Annotated in this window: 18 protein-coding genes; 13 read left to right on the plus strand and 5 right to left on the minus strand. The window is 33.7% G+C overall.

Going from position 1 to position 17553, the window contains the following annotated elements; all coding sequences use genetic code 11:
* Positions 1–140 precede the first annotated feature (140 nt).
* From H611_RS0106320 to H611_RS0106335, 4 genes are all read left to right on the plus strand, one after another.
* Positions 141–1229: a heparan-alpha-glucosaminide N-acetyltransferase domain-containing protein gene (locus H611_RS0106320; protein ID WP_027137561.1), complete on the plus strand. Its 1089-nt coding sequence runs from the start codon at positions 141–143 to the stop codon at positions 1227–1229.
* Between the two features lie 137 nt (positions 1230–1366).
* Positions 1367–2158 carry a carbonic anhydrase gene (locus tag H611_RS0106325; protein WP_027137562.1) on the plus strand — a complete coding sequence of 264 codons (792 nt, stop codon included), beginning with the start codon at positions 1367–1369 and terminating at the stop codon, positions 2156–2158.
* 166 nt (positions 2159–2324) lie between these two features.
* On the plus strand, positions 2325–3227 hold the full coding sequence (locus H611_RS0106330) for a DnaJ C-terminal domain-containing protein (protein ID WP_027137563.1): 903 nt from the start codon (positions 2325–2327) through the stop codon (positions 3225–3227).
* A gap of 1 nt (position 3228) precedes the next feature.
* Entirely contained in the window at positions 3229–3525 is a 297-nt protein-coding gene (locus tag H611_RS0106335; protein ID WP_027137564.1) for a chaperone modulator CbpM, read from the plus strand.
* Positions 3526–3592: 67 nt separating this feature from the next.
* On the opposite strand, the gene H611_RS0106340 is transcribed toward H611_RS0106335, so the two are convergent.
* A complete protein-coding gene (locus tag H611_RS0106340; protein ID WP_027137565.1) occupies positions 3593–4543 on the minus strand; it encodes a phosphoribosylaminoimidazolesuccinocarboxamide synthase in 951 nt (316 codons plus the stop codon).
* A gap of 199 nt (positions 4544–4742) precedes the next feature.
* Complete coding sequence (locus H611_RS0106345) at positions 4743–5696, minus strand: PhoH family protein (RefSeq protein ID WP_027137566.1); 954 nt, start codon at positions 5694–5696, stop codon at positions 4743–4745.
* A gap of 241 nt (positions 5697–5937) precedes the next feature.
* Here H611_RS0106345 and H611_RS0106350 point away from each other — a divergent pair, with 241 nt between their 5' ends.
* The 8 genes from H611_RS0106350 (at position 5938) to cydB (ending at position 13892) form a co-directional block, all read left to right on the plus strand.
* Complete coding sequence (locus H611_RS0106350) at positions 5938–6801, plus strand: SAM hydrolase/SAM-dependent halogenase family protein (protein WP_027137567.1); 864 nt, start codon at positions 5938–5940, stop codon at positions 6799–6801.
* A 10-nt stretch (positions 6802–6811) separates the two neighbouring features.
* Positions 6812–7108: a putative quinol monooxygenase gene (locus tag H611_RS0106355; protein WP_027137568.1), complete on the plus strand. Its 297-nt coding sequence runs from the start codon at positions 6812–6814 to the stop codon at positions 7106–7108.
* A 29-nt stretch (positions 7109–7137) separates the two neighbouring features.
* Complete coding sequence (gldF, locus tag H611_RS0106360) at positions 7138–7857, plus strand: gliding motility-associated ABC transporter permease subunit GldF (protein WP_027137569.1); 720 nt, start codon at positions 7138–7140, stop codon at positions 7855–7857.
* Entirely contained in the window at positions 7854–8339 is a 486-nt protein-coding gene (locus H611_RS0106365) for a hypothetical protein (protein ID WP_027137570.1), read from the plus strand. Before gldF ends, H611_RS0106365 begins: the two co-directional genes overlap by 4 nt.
* Positions 8332–9999 (plus strand): gliding motility-associated ABC transporter substrate-binding protein GldG, encoded by a 1668-nt coding sequence (gene gldG / locus H611_RS0106370; RefSeq protein WP_027137571.1) that lies wholly within the window; start codon positions 8332–8334, stop codon positions 9997–9999. Before H611_RS0106365 ends, gldG begins: the two co-directional genes overlap by 8 nt.
* A gap of 172 nt (positions 10000–10171) precedes the next feature.
* Positions 10172–11290, plus strand: coding sequence for a DNA polymerase III subunit beta (gene dnaN / locus H611_RS0106375; RefSeq protein ID WP_027137572.1), 1119 nt, complete (start codon positions 10172–10174; stop codon positions 11288–11290).
* Positions 11291–11480: 190 nt separating this feature from the next.
* On the plus strand, positions 11481–12812 hold the full coding sequence (locus H611_RS0106380; protein ID WP_027137573.1) for a cytochrome ubiquinol oxidase subunit I: 1332 nt from the start codon (positions 11481–11483) through the stop codon (positions 12810–12812).
* A gap of 3 nt (positions 12813–12815) precedes the next feature.
* Positions 12816–13892 (plus strand): cytochrome d ubiquinol oxidase subunit II, encoded by a 1077-nt coding sequence (gene cydB / locus H611_RS0106385; RefSeq protein WP_027137574.1) that lies wholly within the window; start codon positions 12816–12818, stop codon positions 13890–13892.
* Positions 13893–13913: 21 nt separating this feature from the next.
* Here cydB and kbl read toward each other — a convergent pair whose 3' ends face one another.
* A complete protein-coding gene (kbl, locus tag H611_RS0106390) occupies positions 13914–15101 on the minus strand; it encodes a glycine C-acetyltransferase (protein ID WP_027137575.1) in 1188 nt (395 codons plus the stop codon).
* Positions 15102–15117: 16 nt separating this feature from the next.
* Positions 15118–16074 (minus strand): NAD-dependent epimerase/dehydratase family protein, encoded by a 957-nt coding sequence (locus H611_RS0106395; protein ID WP_027137576.1) that lies wholly within the window; start codon positions 16072–16074, stop codon positions 15118–15120.
* Between the two features lie 168 nt (positions 16075–16242).
* Between H611_RS0106395 and H611_RS0106400 the strand changes: the two genes are divergently transcribed.
* Positions 16243–16707, plus strand: coding sequence for an Lrp/AsnC family transcriptional regulator (locus tag H611_RS0106400; RefSeq protein WP_211223794.1), 465 nt, complete (start codon positions 16243–16245; stop codon positions 16705–16707).
* Between the two features lie 12 nt (positions 16708–16719).
* On the opposite strand, the gene H611_RS0106405 is transcribed toward H611_RS0106400, so the two are convergent.
* Positions 16720–17553 (minus strand): endonuclease/exonuclease/phosphatase family protein, encoded by an 834-nt coding sequence (locus H611_RS0106405; RefSeq protein WP_027137578.1) that lies wholly within the window; start codon positions 17551–17553, stop codon positions 16720–16722.

Genomic DNA, 17553 nt, shown 5'->3' on the forward strand with positions numbered 1-17553 from the left:
TTGCTAATATAATATTTAGACTAAGAAATACAATTACAATAATTTAGTAATTACGCTAAAACCTTACACATTAAAGAATTCTATTGGTCAGTGATTAAAGTTTTCGAAGTATATTTATCCCCTTTAAAATACCTTTTTCATTGCAAGTACAAAGATTATATTTTATTGACGCCGTTCGAGCATTCGCTATTTTAATGATGCTCCAAGGTCATTTTATAGACACCTTAATCAATCCCATTTATCGAATCGAAGGTAACATGTTATACGATATATGGACTTATTTTAGAGGAATTACCGCACCTACCTTTTTCACTATATCGGGCTTGGTATTTGCCTACTTACTTTTAAGAGCTCATGAAAAAGGAAATGATCGCGAACGTCTAAAAAGAGGTTTGTTTAGGGGGCTACTTCTTATTCTTATAGGCTACAGTCTTCGGATAAATATATTACGATGGTTATCAGGACATTTCAGCAGCTATGTTTTAGTTGTTGATGTATTGCAATGTATTGGCTTATCTCTTATACTTTTAATTGGTTTACATTCCCTATTGAAAAAACACTCTTACATTTATTCGGCAGTGTTATTAGTTATTGGCTGTTTGTGTTTTATTTCTGAGCCCATTTATCGCAATTTGGCATTTACTAATGTACCTTTGGTATTTGCTAATTATATGACCAAAGCAAACGGTTCGGTATTTACTATACTACCTTGGTTCGGTTATACTGTATTAGGCGCATTTATTTCGACTGTATTTTTCAGGCATTCGCATCGAACTAAGTTTAAACACCTAACCATTATCACTTTCTTTATAGTTGGTTACATTTTAATTTACCATTCCACTTGGGGCTTAACAATATTGTATAACTGGACGCATTGGGATTTGCTGATACAGTGTGCTAATTTCAACTATTTATTCATTAGACTTGGAAATGTGTTTGTATTATTTGGATTGTTCTATACCTTTGAACACTACCTTAAACATTCCATCATAACTAAAATTGGAAAGAAAACATTATCTATATATGTTATTCATTTCATCCTATTGTATGGAAGTTTTACAGGCTATGGTCTGAAACGCTTATGGAATAAATCCTTAGACCCTGCGGAAGTTATTATAGGTGCTTTATTCTTTATTTTAATGGTTTGCTTTATATCCTTCCATTATGCGAAAACCAACCATTTCATTTATTCTATAATGCATAAAATTATCACCAAATTTAAACGGTAATTTTAAATATTTATTAATTTACAGTTAACCAACATTTTTTTGTAAAAATTAAAAAACTAACAAAAGTTCTATTTTCAATACGTGGTTAAATTTAATTTTGAATATCAATTCAAACTAATCTAATAAACTCGTATAAAATGAAATTAAATTATTATATCTACGGCTTTATTCTTATAATTTTTACGTCTTGTAAAGACTCAAATAAAAAACTTACCCAAGAATCTAACCACCATTTAACGGAAGCTACGCATTGGAGTTATTCTGGAGAAACTGCTCCCGAGCACTGGGCAGAACTCGAACAAGGCTCCGACTGTGATGGCCATAACCAATCACCCATAAACATCATCACAAAAGACGTGGTTGAAACCCCAACGAAAAACCATCTAAACATTCTATACTCCCCTCAAACTTTCATCAAAAAAGTTATAAATAATGGGCACACCATACAGTTCGACTTTGAATCTGGGGATTCCATTTCCTATTTAGGAGACACCCATTATTTAAAACAAATTCACTTTCACGAACCGTCTGAACATAAAATAAATGGAATAATATACCCCATTGAAACACACCTAGTTCATCTCAACAAGTCTGGAAATATTACGGTTTTAAGTATTCTTGGTGAAGAGGGTGAAGAAAGTCAGGTGTTCGAATTTTTAGAAAGTTTCCTTCCGCTAAAAAATGGAGAAAGTAAAGACATTCATAAAAATATTGATTTATCTAGTTTTTTCTTAAACGAAAAGCATTTTTACTCCTATACAGGTTCACTTACAACGCCTCCATGCTGGGAAAGGGTTAATTGGGTTGTATTTAAAGAACCTATTATTCTCTCTGTAGATGAGGTAGAAAAACTAAGAAACAACATGCCCATCAATAACTACCGTAACGAACAACCTTTAAATAACAGAATCGTTACGTTTAACTATTAATCAATAAAAAACATAAATAAAAACCAGTCAGAACTACTAAAAAAACTCTAGTAAATCCGACTTCCAAAATCAGGACTCAATATCTTTTGCATTATTGATTTTCAAGAAGAAAACCCTTAAATTAGCATAACACAGCATACATTTAATTTAACGATTGCCATTAATTATGGAATATATAGATTATTACAAAGTTTTAGGCGTATCAAAAAATGCAACCGAAGCTGAAATAAAAAAAGCTTATCGGAAATTGGCTCGTAAATATCATCCCGATGTAAACCCAAATGATTTAGAGGCTGAAAGAAAATTCAAAGAAATTAATGAAGCCAACGAAGTATTAAGCCACAAAGAAAATCGAGCTAAATACGACCAATATGGTAAAGATTGGAAGCACGCCGAAGAATTTGAAAAAGCGAAAGAACAACAGCGGCAACACCAATCACAACAAAATTATTACAGTGGTAGAAGTGGTGGATATAGTGAGGAAGATTTCTCGGATTTTTTTAGTTCTATGTTCGGTGGTGCACAGGGTGGATTTGGAGGGCGCGGACAACAAGTTCAATTTAGAGGACAAGATTTCAATGCAGAGTTACAACTAAATATAAAAGATGTTTACGAAACCCACAAACAAACACTTACTGTTAATGGTAAAAACATACGTTTAACCATTCCGGCAGGAATTAAAGATGGTCAGGTTATAAAAATTAAAGGCTATGGAGGCGAAGGTATCAATGGCGGTCCCAAAGGTGACTTACATATAAAATTCTCAATAATAAATAACACCAATTTCAAGCGTGATGGAGATAACCTGTACGCTATGAAAAATATTGATCTCTACACTGCTATGCTGGGTGGTGAAATCACAGTTGATACTTTTAAAGGAAAGGTGAAATTAAAAGTTGCTCCGGAAACCCAAAATGGCAATCGAGTGAAATTAAAAGGCAAAGGATTTCCTAAATACAAAAAAGAAGGTCAATTTGGTGATTTATACATTACTTATAATATAGAGCTACCTAAAAAGCTAAGCGAGCGAGAAAAAGCATTATTTAAAGAACTTTCTAAACTAAGATAACATGGCTATTCCAGAATATATTCCCATTGCTAAATTAAGTAAACACTATACGATTGAAATGGCTTTCTTTGAAAAGCTGCACAATGAAGGCTTAATAGAACTTATTACTATTGAAAAAACAACCTGTTTACATCAGGATTATCTGCATACTTTTGAAAAAATAATGCGCATACATAACGACCTTGATATTAATATAGAAGGTATTGATGTGGTCCTTAATTTATTAAACAAAGTAGATGAGCTACACAACGAATTGCATCAACTAAAAAGTCGTTTAAATCTTTATGAAAATGATTAATCACAATTAACTCAAAATAAAAAAGGACCTTGTTACAAGGTCCTTTTTTATTTTATAATGTCTAAAACTATTTATTTAAATATTCTAAAACATTGGTTTCAATTCGCGATTGAATATTATTTACATCCGCCTTTACAAAGGTTTCTCCTGTAATATTTTCATATAATTCAATATAACGTTCACTAACCGACTCGATGTACTCATCACTCATTTCCGGTAAGGTCTGTCCTTCCAACCCTTGGAAGTTATTAGATATTAACCATTGACGCACAAATTCTTTTGACAATTGCTTTTGAGATTCTCCTTTTGCCTGTCTTTCCTCATAACCATCTGCATAGAAATAACGTGATGAATCCGGAGTATGTATCTCATCAATCAGAACAATTTTTCCATCTTTAGTTTTTCCAAATTCGTATTTGGTATCTACTAAAATTAATCCTCTTGACGCAGCAATTTCGGTACCACGTTGAAATAGTTTGCGAGTATAATCCTCTAAAACCACATAATCTGCTTCCGATACAATGCCTTTTTTTAAAATATCTTCTCTGGAAATATCTTCATCATGGTCACCCTGCTCGGCTTTTGTTGCTGGTGTAATGATTGGTTCTGGAAAAGCATCATTTTCTTTCATACCTTCCGGCATTGGTACACCACAAAGTAAACGTTTACCTGCTTTGTATTCACGTGCGGCATGACCAGACATGTAGCCACGAATAACCATTTCTACTTTAAAAGGTTCACATAAATGCCCGACTGCCACATTAGGATCGGGAGTTGCAGTTAACCAGTTCGGCACTAGGTCTTCTGTAGCCGCCATCATCTTAGTCGCTATCTGATTTAATATTTGCCCTTTATAAGGAATTCCCTTTGGCATCACTACATCGAAAGCCGATAAACGATCGGTAGCAATCATTACCAATTCTTTATCGTTGATATTGTAAACTTCACGAACCTTTCCTTTATAAACGTTTTTCTGTCCTGGAAAATTAAAATTGGTATCTGTAATTGTATTACTCATTCTTTATTTATTTTGAGCATTTCACTTGGTGTAAACCACTCTTATGATTCTAAATTTTTCGCAAATTTATATAATTATATCACAAGAATAAACATTAATTCTATTAAGGCGTCCTGATCTAGTATAAAAACACATACGTTCTTATTAAAAGAGAAAAACTATATCGGTTTTACACAGGAAACAAATCCTAAAAACACTTTTAATCGCGATTTTCTATACTTTTATAGGCTTCTATCACCTTTTTAACCAAACGATGACGAATCACATCTTTATCGTCCAAAAAGATCATCCCTACCCCTTCTACATTCTTTAGAATAAGTAAAGCCTCTTTAAGTCCGGAAATAGTGCGTCTTGGTAAATCGATCTGCCCAGGGTCTCCAGTTAATAAAAATTTGGCATTTTTTCCCATACGGGTTAAAAACATTTTCATCTGGGCATGTGTGGTGTTTTGTCCTTCATCTAGAATTACAAAAGCGTTATCCAATGTTCTACCGCGCATAAAGGCTAATGGGGCTATTTGAATGGTGCCATTTTCAATATAATGAGCTAACTTTTCAGCAGGAATCATATCACGTAAAGCATCGTATAACGGTTGCATATAAGGATCTAATTTTTCCTTTAAATCACCGGGAAGAAATCCCAAATTTTCCCCGGCCTCAACCGCAGGTCGTGTTAAAATAATTCGTTTAACCTCTTTGTTTTTTAAAGCCTGAACTGCCAATGCTACGCCCGTATAGGTCTTTCCTGTTCCTGCCGGTCCAATAGCAAAAACCATATCATTGGCACGCATGCTTTCTACTAATTTCCTCTGATTAGCCGTTTGTGCTTTTATAAGGCGACCACTAACACCGTGCACTATTACTTCGCCGCTTTGTGCTGATGTATTATAATCTTCGCTGCTATTACTGGTAAGCACGCGTTCAATAACATTTTCGTCTAGTTTGTTGTATTTTCCAAAATGCTTTAAAAGCATGGTTATACGATGATCAAATTCTTCTAATAGTTCTTCGTCACCATATGCTTTTACTTTATTCCCTCGCGCTACTATTTTAAGCTTCGGGAAGTATTTTTTCAGGAGTTCAATGTTAACATTTTGGGCTCCAAAAAATTCTTTTGGAGTAATTTCTTCAAGTTCAATAATGATTTCGTTCAAAGGCGTTTTTTTAGTTAATTAATAAATGACTGGTTAATTATTAACTTACCATTATATAAGTTAATGGCTTTGTTAACTGGTTTCAGTTTCTTTAATAGAGACCTTCGTAAATCTACATTTTTCAGTTAAAAAATAAAAACGAAAACAAAAAATTTATGTAGGTTTGCTCAATCCTTGTTTCTACTCAAAAATACATAAATTTGAGTGACCAAACGTTAAAAACATATCAACAATTTTGCCCATGGCGATTATCACTTTAACAACTGATTTTGGAGTAAAAGATCACTTTGCTGGCGCGACAAAGGGCGCTATTTATAGTGAATTACCCGATGTTAGAATTGTTGATATCTCACATAATGTTTCACCCTTTAACATTTTAGAAGCGGCTTATATTATTCAGAATGCTTATAAAAATTTCCCGAAGGATACCATCCATATCATTGGTATAGATTCTGAATTAAATACTGAAAACAAACATATCGCATTAAAGCTAGATGACCATTATTTTATTTGTGCCAACAATGGCATTATGAGTATGATATGTTCTGAAATTGCTCCTGAAAAAATTGTTGAAATTAATATTCACGACAAAATAAGTACCAGTTTTTCTGTATTAGATGTGTTTGTTAAAGTGGCTTGTCATATTGCACGTGGTGGAACACTTGAAGTTATAGGAAAAACAATCTCAAAAATAAAACCGATAAAAAACATTATGCCATATGTCAATGAGGATAAGACTCAAATTATTGGCAGTGTGATTTACATTGATAATTACGGAAATGTAGTAACAAACATAAAACGTAACTTTTTTGAATCACTTCAAAAAGGACGTGAATATCAAATATCGGCACGCAATTATAAGTTCAAGAAAATTTACAGCAAATATAGTGATGTCGTAAACTTCGATAAGCCTGAAGACCAACGCCATGATGAAGGACGTGGATTAGTGGTTTTTAATTCTGGAGATTTCTTAGAAATTGCCGTTTACAAAAGTAACAGTGCCACTGTTGGCAGTGCTTCGACACTTATGGGATTAAATCTAATGGACACGGTAAGTGTTAGCTTTATTACGAAACCTGTATTACTTAAAGGCTTTGAAAATTAATAATTTGAATATGTTAATAAGAATTGTAAAAATGGGATTTTATAAAGAACACATCTGTACTTTTCTTAGTAATTTTGATGCTAATAGAGAAAAAATCAGAGCTTTTGAAGGCTGTACTTTTTTAGAGTTATATCAAGACAAACAAGAGTCAAATATATTTTTCACCTATAGTTATTGGAGAAATGAAACTGATTTAGATAAGTATCGACAATCTGATTTGTTTAAAAATGTCTGGAGTAAAACGAAACCTTTATTCGATAGAAAACCGGAAGCCTGGAGTGTTGAAAAAATAGTCAGTTTAAATTAGTACAAGCTTAATTAATGTAAATATTTGTAATGCTAGCCATCCTTAAGAAAGAAATAAATTCGTTTTTCGCTTCCCCGATTGGATATTTAGTTATATCCATCTTTTTAATTCTTAACGGATTGTTTTTGTGGCTGTTTAAAGGCGAGTTTAACATATTGGATTATGGCTTTGCAGATTTGTCATCATTCTTTTTATTAGCACCCTGGATTCTTATTTTTCTAATTCCTGCTATAACTATGCGTAGTTTTTCAGATGAAAAGAAACAAGGAACCTTGGAGTTATTATTAACTAAACCCATATCGCACGCTCAAATTGTTTTAGGAAAATACTTAGGAGCCTTTATCCTTATACTCATCGCTTTAGTACCAACGCTTATATATGTATATACGATATATCAACTTGGAAACCCAATAGGTAACTTAGATTTAGGCAGTACCATAGGTTCCTATATCGGTTTATTATTTTTAATAGCATCTTATACATCTATCGGAATTTTCACCTCTACCCTTTCTGATAATCAAATCGTGGCATTTATTACCTCTGTATTTATTTGCTTCGCATTTTACATTGGTTTCGAAGGTGTTGCTGAATTTACCTCTAGTAGTGTTATAGATCAATTTGGCATGAGTTCGCACTATAAAAGTATAAGTCGTGGTGTTTTAGATACCCGAGATATTATATATTTCCTCAGTATCACCGCTTTCTTTCTAATACTAACAAAATTAAACCTCAATAAAGAAAAAAAATGATTTTCAAGCCCAGTCTTATCATCATATTAATAATTGTTTTTATCCTGGTTTGGCTATTTGCTAATACCATTGATAAACGGAAATGGTTAAGTTTTTTAATTAGTTTGGTTTTAACACCTATTGTTTATTTTTATGTGCTATATCCGCTAATGAATATTTTTAGTAGCTATCATCATGAAAAACATTTCAATGTTAAAAATTGGAAAAATAGTCCTGCATTGCGCTATGAAATGAGTCATGAAATTATTCAAGAAGAACTTTTCCTTGGAAAAGACAAACAACAAATTGAAGCATTACTTGGTAAAAGTGAATGGTATGGATGGGATGACCGTATAAAAGAAAATTCTAAAGACATCTGGAACTACAATTTAGGCTTCAAGCCTGGAGCCTTTAATATGAATCAGGAATGTTTAGAATTGAATTTTGAAAAAAACAAAGTAGTTAAAGTAAAACAGTACCAATTAAAAAAAGAGTTTGAATAAACATTTAAAACAATTAGGAATTTTATTTATCGCACTGTTTGCCATAAATTATCTGAGCAGTTTTATTTTTAATCGCTTCGACCTAACTAAAGATAAACGTTATACCCTTAGCGAAGCCACAACATCTATTCTTAAAAGTATTGAATCTCCTCTTGTTGTCGACATTTTCTTAAAAGGGGACGATTTCCCTTCAGAATTTAGACGATTACAACGAGAAACCAAGCAGCTTTTAGAAGAGTTTACTTCAAAAAACAACAACATTGTTTTCAATTTTATAAATCCATTAGAAGACGATGCAACTCGCGATCGTAACATTCAACAATTATCAGTACGGGGTCTAACCCCCATGCAGCTAAGTGTTCAAGAAAACGGAAAAGCTAGTCAAGCTATTATTTTCCCTTGGGCACTAGCAAGTTATAATAACCAAACCGTTATCATTCCGCTTATTAAAAATAAAATTGGAGCCACCCAGCAGGAATTAGTAACCAATTCAGTACAGCACCTTGAATATGCCTTTGCTGATGGTTTTAGCAAACTTTCAACACCTAAGACGAAAAAAATTGCAGTACTTAGAGGCAATCAAGAACTGGACGATATATATATTGCTGATTTTATTAAAAAAATAGGTGAATATTATTTAATTGCTCCTTTTACATTAGATAGTGTTTCCTCTAATCCACAAAAAACTCTTAAAGCTATTGAAAGTTTTGATTTAATAATAGCTGCTAAACCAACAGAGCCATTTACCGAAGAAGAAAAATTAGTTCTGGACCAATATACTATGAATGGCGGAAAAAGCTTATGGCTTATTGATGCTGTTGCCATGGAAAAAGACAGTCTTTATAATGCTTCCGGTAGAAATTTTGCTGTAACACGTGATTTAAATTTAACCGATTTCTTCTTTAATTATGGAGTTCGAATCAACCCCGTTATGGTTAGCACCCTATACTCCGCTCCAATTACATTGGCTATTGGCGAAGGTAGTAATTCTCAATTCCAGCACCTGCAATGGCCCTATTCACCTCTAGCTGGAAGTAATAATAATCATCCCGTTGTTAACAATTTAAATTTGGTGAAATTCGATTTTGCCAATCAGATAGACACTTTAAAAAACAACATTAAAAAAACCGTCTTATTAGAAAGCGCCCCTCTATCTAAACTGGAAGGAACCCCTAGAGAGGTTAATTTAAATTTGGTTACCAAAAAACAAGATCCAAAACTTTTCAACAAAGGAAATCAAACCTTAGCTGTATTATTAGAAGGTCAATTTAATTCCGCTTTCAACAACCGAATTAAACCATTGGAACTAAATAATTTAAAAAACAAAAGCCACGAAACAAAAATGATTATCGTTGCCGATGGTGATATTATTAAAAATGATGTTGTTAGAAACGAACCTCAGGAATTAGGATTTGATAAATGGACAGGACAAACCTATGGTAACAAGGAATTCCTGCTTAATGCCGTAAATTATTTACTTGATGACAACGGACTTATAAACATTCGTTCTAAAGATATAGCCGTTGCCTTTTTAAATCAACAAAAAATTACCAAAGAAAAAGCGAAGTGGCAACTCGTAAACATCTTATTACCAATAGTATTACTAGGTCTTTTCGGAATGGTTTTTAATTACTTTAGAAAGAAGCATTATACTGCCTAAATGTTAATAAGTTTGTTTCCTATATTTAACTGTATAGAATATATTTGTAAGAAGTAAGATTAAATTTTAAACGAAGCTAATTAGATGATACAAAGTCAGTTTAGTCCTTTTATTTTTAAATCGACGTGCGGTCTGTAACTATTAGCCGATCAAAAATCAATAAAATTTTCACATGAAATTTATAGTATCAAGTACTTATTTACTAAAACAATTACAGGTTTTAGGCGGTGTTATTAATAGCTCTAACACCTTACCTATTTTAGACAATTTCTTATTTGAATTAGAAAATTCTAAACTTACGGTATCTGCAAGTGATCTAGAGACCACCATGTCTTCAACCCTTGATGTTGAAAGTGATAGCCAAGGAAGTGTAGCTATACCTGCCCGATTATTACTAGATACTTTAAAAACTTTCCCTGAGCAACCATTAACTTTTGTTGTTGAAGATAACAATACTGTAGAAATAAGCTCAAACCACGGGAAATATGCTTTAGCTTATGCTAATGGCAAAGAATTTCCAAAAGCTGTGGCTTTAGAAGACCCCAGTAAAACAGTAGTTACGGGCGATGTTTTAGCTACCGCGATTAGTAAAACTATTTTCGCAGCTGGAAACGACGATTTGCGCCCTGTAATGAGTGGTGTGTTTTTTCAGTTTTCTACGCAAGGCCTTACTTTTGTAGCTACCGATGCTCATAAATTAGTGAAATATACTCGTGAAGATATAAAGGCTAATCAAGTAGCAGAATTTATTATGCCCAAAAAACCTTTAAACTTATTAAAAGGTATTCTGTCAGGTAGTGAAGATGATGTTACTATTGAGTACAACGATTCTAATGCTAAATTTACTTTTGAAAATTCTGAATTGATTTGTCGTTTAATTGACGGAAAATATCCGAATTACGAAGCGGTAATCCCTAAAGAAAACCCGAATAAATTAGTAATTGACAGAACACAGTTTTTAAACTCTGTGCGTCGTGTTAGTATTTTCTCTAACAAAACAACGCACCAAATCAGATTAAAAATAGCAGGCGCTGAGTTAAATATTTCTGCTGAAGATATAGACTACAGCAACAAAGCTGAGGAACGCTTAACCTGTGATTACCAAGGAGACGATATGCAAATTGGGTTTAACTCAAGATTCTTGACTGAAATGCTTAACAATTTAAGTGCCGATGATGTTCAATTAGAAATGAGTTTACCAAACCGTGCAGGTATTCTAACTCCAGCTGATGGATTAGAAGATGGTGAGCAAATAACCATGCTTGTAATGCCTGTAATGCTAAATAGTTAATATTGATTGTTATCAATATCTTTTTCTAAAAGCTAATTAACCAAAAACCAACAACTAAACTAAAACTAAACTAGCTTTTAGAGCATAAAAGCATCCCTTTTTTGGGATGCTTTTTTTTATTTAATAACATTATAAATTATACTAAAATAAATTCCTGTTGTATTTTTGATAAAACTACAGACCCGCAACTATGGAAGACATGCTTTTTTATGACAGGATGCAATTTGCCTTCACCATAACCTTTCATTACCTATTTCCACAACTTACCATGGGACTTTCACTCATGATAGTCTATTTTAAATGGAAGTTTTTAAAAACCGATAACTCCCATTACAATGACGCAGCTAAGTTCTGGATGAAAATATTCGCACTCAATTTTGCAATGGGTGTGGTTACTGGTATTCCAATGGAGTTTCAATTCGGAACTAACTGGGCCAAATTTTCAGAGCTAACAGGCGGCATCATAGGTCAAACCCTGGCCATGGAGGGTATGTTCTCGTTTTTCTTAGAATCCTCATTTTTAGGACTTTTTCTTTTTGGAGAAAAACTACTAGGGCATAAACTACATTTTATTACAGGATTTTTAGTCTTTTTAGGTTCTTGGGCCAGCGGATTCCTAATTATTGCTACACATTCGTGGATGCAACACCCGGTTGGCTACGAAATTTTAGAAAATGGTAAGTTTGTTCTAAATAATTTTAGTGCTTTATTCTCAAACCCATGGTTATGGCCATCATATTTACATAATCAGGCGGCATCTCTTGTAACAAGTTCCTTTGTAGTATCGGCAATTGGTGCCTTTTATTTACTTAATAAGAAACACGCCTCTTTTGGTAGACTTTTTGTTAAAACAGGAGTTGTTTTTGGGCTTATTTCAACCGTAATTGTAGCTTTTCCAACAGGAGATTTAGTAGCCAAAAATGTAGTAAAACATCAACCGGTAACTTTTGCTGCTATGGAAGGTATTTTCGAAACCGAAGATGGAGGATCTGAAATTGTCCTGATTGGACAACCCAATATGTTAGATAAAAAACTCGATAATAAAATTGCCGTACCGAATATCTTAAGTTTTTTAACCTATCAGAAATGGGATGCACAGATAAAAGGACTAAACGAATTTGATAAAGACATATACCCTACTAATGTTCCGGGATTGTACTACGCGTATCACATCATGGTTGGTTTAGGAACTATCTTTATTGGCCTTATGACATTTGCGAATTTCCAGCTTTTCAGAAGAAAACTCTATGAGACCAAATGGATTTTATGGAGTTTACTATTCATGCTACCATTCCCCTACATTGCCAATACAACAGGCTGGTATACCGCTGAATTAGGCAGACAACCCTGGTTAGTATATAATTTACTTCGAACTTCGGCTGGGGCTTCTCCAACGGTTTCTTCGGGGAACACACTTTTTACTTTACTCGGATTTATAGGACTTTATTTATTATTGGGCCTGTTATTCTTGATCTTGGCAGGAAAAATTATTAATCAAGGACCTTCAACTGAAAATCATTAAGCTATGGAATTATTCTGGTATATTATTTTAATTATGATGTTGGCAATCTATGTTATTTTAGATGGCTATGATTTTGGTGCAGGTATCATCCATTTATTTTTTGCTAAAAACGAAAAAGACAAAAAGGCCATCACCAATGCCATAGGTCCGTTTTGGGATGCTAACGAAGTTTGGTTAATAGCCTCAGGAGGGGTTTTGTTTTTTGCTTTTCCCACTTTATACGCCTCATCCTTTAGCGGGTTCTATTTACCTCTCATGATGATTTTATGGCTTTTAATATTTCGTGCCATTGGATTGGAGTTACGAGGTCAGATTCATAATCACTTATGGGAAAGCTTATGGGATAAGGCTTTTGGAATAGCTAGCTTACTACTAGCTTTGTTTTTCGGAATTGCTTTAGGAAATATTGTACGTGGTGTTAATTTAGGCATGGTAACCAATGGAGTTTCAACCCAAGAAGCTCATTATTTTTTCTTACCTCTGTGGAATCCTAGCTTTAGCCCCCATGCCGAACATTTGGGCATCATCGACTGGTTTACCATTCTCTTGGGAATTATTGGAGTTGTAGCACTTACCATTCATGGTGCCAACTGGATTATATTTAAAACGAATTCAGAACTTAATTTAAAATTAAAAACAGTTGTTTATCGTTTAAATTTAATCTTACTACTTCTAGTTATAATTTCCATATTAATCTGGCATATTATAGACCCCAAACCTTTTCGGAATTTCTTAGATATGCCTTGGTTATGGATATTCCCAATAATTACAATAACCGGATTAACTGGTTTATTTCGAATAAATCAATTTAAAAAAGATGGATTAGGATTCTTGTTTTCATCTCTGTTTTTATTTGGAGGAATTACTACAACGGTTGCTTCTATATTTCCCGCATTGCTTCCTTCAACTAACAAAATTAACCCGGACCTGACACTTTACAATATGGCTGCTGATCATTACGGTCTATCGGTAGGAATGAATTGGTTTATCGTAGCCGCTATTTTGGTAATAATTTACTTTATAATTCAATATAAAGTATTTAAAGGAAAGATGGATAATATTGGTTATGGGGAACATTAAACATCTTTCCGTATAATTAAATTAAATAACACCTAAAGCTTTCCCTACTTTAGTGAAGGCTTCAACTGCTTTATCTACATGATGCGTATCGTGTCCTGCTGAAAGTTGCACACGAATTCTAGCTTTTTCTTTTGGCACCACCGGATAGAAAAAGGCTATTACATAAATACCTTCATCTAACAATTGAGCAGCGAATTCCTGAGCTAATTTAGCATCGTATAACATCACAGGAACAATTGGATGCTCTCCCGGAACAATATCGAATCCAGCCTCTGTCATTTTTGTTCTGAAACGTTTCGCGTTATTCTGAACCTTTTCAATTAAATCGGTTGACGTTTTTAATTTATCCAAAACTGCAATTGATGCTCCTGCAATAGCAGGTGCCAGAGTATTTGAGAATAAATACGGACGAGATTTTTGTCTTAACATCTCCACAATTTCCTTTTTAGCCGCCGTAAATCCTCCTGAAGCACCACCTAAAGCTTTTCCGTAAGTACCAGTAATGATATCGATGCGTCCCATAACATTTCTGTATTCGTGAGTACCACGACCTGTTTTACCAACAAATCCGGTAGCATGGCATTCATCAACCATCACCATAGCATCATATTTATCTGCTAAATCACAGATTTTATCTAACTGTGCAATGGTTCCATCCATAGAAAACACACCATCGGTCACAATTAATTTCCTACGTGCTCCTGAAGCCGCTTTTAACTGCTCTTCTAAGGCTTCCATATTGTTGTGCGAGTAGCGATAACGTGCGGCTTTACATAAGCGAATACCATCAATAATAGAAGCGTGATTTAATTCATCTGAAATAATAGCATCTTCAGGACCTAAAATCGGTTCAAAAACACCCCCATTAGCATCGAAAGCTGCTGCGTAAAGAATACAGTCTTCCATACCTAAAAACTCCGCAGTTTTCTGCTCTAATTCTTTGTGAATATCCTGTGTACCGCAAATAAAACGCACAGAAGACAATCCGAATCCATGTGTTCTCATTGCTTCAATACCAGCCTCTACAACATCCGGATGCGAGGACAATCCTAAATAATTGTTTGCACAAAAATTTAAAACTTCATTACCCGCTGTCGTATTAATTTCTGCTCCCTGAGGTGTTGTAATAATACGCTCCTTTTTATAAAGACCTGATTCCTTTATTTCATTTAACTCTTGTTGTAATTGTTCTTTAACCGATCCGTACATTTCTTTATAAAATTTATTATTGGGTTATTAAGTTATATTTTTTTTTTAATTGCGTAATCATTTCAGCCGTTATAGCATCTAAATCATACTTGGGCTGCCAATTCCAGTCATTTCTGGCAAAGGAATCATCGATTGATGATGGCCAGCCTTCTGCAATACCTTGTCTGAAATCCGGCTTATAAGTCACTTCAAAATTAGGATAATGCTCTTTAATAGAAGTCACCACTTCCTCTGGTGTAAAACTCACGCCTGCTAAATTGTAGGATGTTCTTATGGTAATTGATTCTTTAGGCGCTTCCATTAATTCGATGGTAGCTCGAATAGTATCATCCATGAAAATCATAGGTAACATAGCATCTGCTTTTAAATAGCATTCAAAAGCCTCTTCTTTTACGGCATTATGATATATTTCTACCGCATAATCGGTTGTTCCTCCCCCTGGTAATGACTGATAGCCTATTACCCCTGGATAACGTAAAGAACGAACATCTAATCCATATTTTAAGAAATAATACTGACACCAGTTTTCGCCAGCGGCTTTACTTATACCGTAAACAGTTGAAGGATTTAAAAACTCATCCTGAGCCGTATTACTTTTGGTTGCCATATCACCATAAACAGCAATAGAACTTGGGAAAAACACCTTATCTATTTTGTATTTCACCGAAGCTTCTAATACATTGAAAAGTGTTTTTAAATTGATGTCCCATGTTTGCAAGGGATTTTGCTCGCCTTTCGCAGATAAAATTGCCGCTAAATGGTATATTTGGGTAATTTTATATTTTTCAATCAGTGCTTCTAAAGCTACAGCATCAGTGGCATCAAGTAATTCAAAAATACCTTCGTAATTTTCCATCTGGCGTAAATCGGTCGCTATGACGGCATTTTTTCCAAACTTGTCTTTTAAGGCTTCTGTAAGTACAGACCCTAATTGACCACCTGATCCTGTTATTAAAATTTTTTCTTTACTCATTAGTTTAATTTATAAGATAAAATTACTAAATACTTAAATTATCAAAATAAATATTTTGTTAAAACAATTAAACAAAGTAAATTTAACTTTTAAAATATATTTTTAAAGATATTATTACTTTTTGGATATTATTAAAATATCCGTTTGAAGAAAATTTATCTAAGCCTTATGATAGAAAAACTCGATGACATCGACCTTACCATACTTAGAATCTTACAAAAAGATTCTAAAAAGACAACAAAAGAGATTGCAAGCACCTTAAACATGACGATTTCGCCCATTTATGAACGTATAAAGCGACTCGAAAATGATGGTTACATTAAAAAGTATGTTGCTGTTTTAGATAAAAAGCTATTAAACTATCCCGTTACTGCTATTTGTCTCGTGTCTTTACGTTATCATAATGAAGGATTCATAGATAAATTTGAACAGCAAATACAAGAGTTGCCTGAGGTACAGGAATGCTTCCATATGGCAGGCAAAGTGGATTTTTTCTTGAAAATAAACATGAAAAGTTTAGATGACTACCATGATTTTGTTCGGTTAAAACTGTCCAATATATCTAACATCGGTGTGCTTGAAAGCTATTTTGTTTTAAAAGAAATCAAACACACCTCTGAGTATAAAATTTGATTTTAAATCGGCCTAAAAACTTATTTGTGCAAATACAGGTAAATGGTCGGAAGGATAATAACAGTCTTTAGAATCGCTCAATACAGCATATTTATTTACGGTTACATCTTGACTTACAAATATATAATCAATGCGCTTTGTTACGGGTTCGTGAAAAAAGAATCCGTTAAAAGTACCCTGAGGACCAAAAGTCAATTTCGCCGTAGTTTGAGCATCTTGTAATGATTTTAGAATATACTCAATACTTTCATGGGTATCTTCCATGTTGAAATCGCCCGTTAAAATTACTGGCAAATGCTCTTTGTTTAGGTCCTTAATCTTATCCATTAATAAGACTGCACTTTGTCTTCTGGCTTCATCTCCTTTATGATCGAAATGCGTATTAAACATCCAAAATCTCTTTTTTGATAGTTTGTCTTCAAACAAGGCATAAGTACAAATGCGATTATGAGCAGCATCCCAACCCCGGGACACCTGATCTGGAGTTTCAGATAACCAAAAGGTTTCTGTTTCTAATAATTCAACTTTATCAATTTTATAAAAAATAGCTGAATATTCACCTTCATCAACTCCGGTATCTCGTCCCTTTCCAACAAATTTATAGCCAGCAAGTAAAGCATCCATATCCCTCATTTGATTGGGTAAAGGTTCCTGAACACCCAAGACATCCGGATCATAAAATTTAATCTGATTGACTAAAAAAGCCTTACGATTTGCCCAACTATTCTCACCCTCTTTTGGGTAATCTAACTTAACATTATAAGACATTATTTTTAATTCCTGACCAAAACTTAATCCAACTTGTAATATAAATAACAGAATAAAAAACTTACAAAATTCCCTCAT

The organism is Gaetbulibacter saemankumensis DSM 17032 (genome assembly GCF_000425645.1).
GTDB lineage: Bacteria > Bacteroidota > Bacteroidia > Flavobacteriales > Flavobacteriaceae > Gaetbulibacter > Gaetbulibacter saemankumensis.